Raw genomic sequence first — 947 nt, 5'->3', positions numbered from 1 at the left:
TCATCCGCAAACCCACGCACCAAATGACGCGTCAGCGGCTTCGTTCAATCCCCTTCGATTCCGTCAAATCAGGAACCGCTCTAGCGTTGAGATCGGGGCTCAGCACGATGGTAGTCCGGCTGGCGCGGTGTTTGCCGGCAATACTCTCCCAGATGGCCCATAATTTCGGGGCTGATTCCCGAGTAATCCCGTCCACCTTGCTGGGTCGAAAACCGGCGAACAATGTCCCGATCAACAGAACCATGCCCAGCATCGCAGCTGGGATCGCAACAACGCCAGCCGCGATGACGGCGAGCGGATGCCGGTCGAGAAACCAGAACCATAAGACTGTTGGGCAGAACAGCGGCAGAGCGAAAAGCAGGACGGCAAACCTGCCGAAGCGCGCTCCCATGTAGAAGACCAGGCGCGACATCAACCCCTCACAGCGGAATGTTGTCGTGCTTCTTCCAGGGGTTTTGCATATCCTTGTTGCGCAGCATCCTGAGCGCGCGGGCGATGCGGCGGCGGGTTGAATGCGGCATGATCACCTCGTCGACATAGCCACGCTCGGCGGCAACGAAGGGCGACAGGAAGCGATCTTCGTAAGCCTTTGTGTGTGCTGCAATTTTCTCCGCGTCGCCGATGTCCTTGCGATAGATGATCTCGACCGCGCCCCTGGCCCCCATCACCGCAATCTGCGCCGTTGGCCAGGCATAGTTCATGTCACCGCGCAAATGCTTTGACGCCATGACGTCATAGGCGCCGCCATAGGCCTTTCTGGTGATGACGGTGATCTTTGGCACGGTCGCTTCGGCATAGGCGAACAGAAGCTTGGCGCCGTGCTTGATCAACCCGCCATATTCCTGCGCGGTGGCCGGGCCGGGGCCCCGCCCCACGGCGCAAGTGTGGCAGAGGGGGGGGGAACAGAAGCAGAAGCGCACCCCAACCCCCCCCCAGGGGCGGGGGTG

General features: G+C 61.1%; 2 protein-coding genes. Both read right to left on the bottom strand.

The features are described from left to right. Positions 1-31: 31 nt before the first annotated feature. Positions 32-412: a hypothetical protein gene (locus NKJ55_RS35405; protein WP_352453927.1), complete on the bottom strand. Its 381-nt coding sequence runs from the start codon at positions 410-412 to the stop codon at positions 32-34. A gap of 7 nt (positions 413-419) precedes the next feature. Further along, positions 420-947: carboxyl transferase domain-containing protein (locus tag NKJ55_RS35400; RefSeq protein WP_502904552.1), on the bottom strand; the 528-nt coding region annotated here is incomplete at its 5' end.

The sequence above is a fragment of the Mesorhizobium sp. M0106 genome, assembly GCF_040322715.1.
Taxonomy (GTDB): Bacteria; Pseudomonadota; Alphaproteobacteria; order Rhizobiales; family Rhizobiaceae; genus Mesorhizobium.
Note: the sequence above shows the minus strand (reverse complement) of the source record. Positions and strands in the feature narration are given on the sequence as shown.

Coding starts and splice junctions, on each gene's coding strand:
- NKJ55_RS35405 (WP_352453927.1), bottom strand. CDS start 412: ATGTCGCGCCTGGTCTTCTACATGGGAGCGCGCTTCGGCAGGTTTGCC.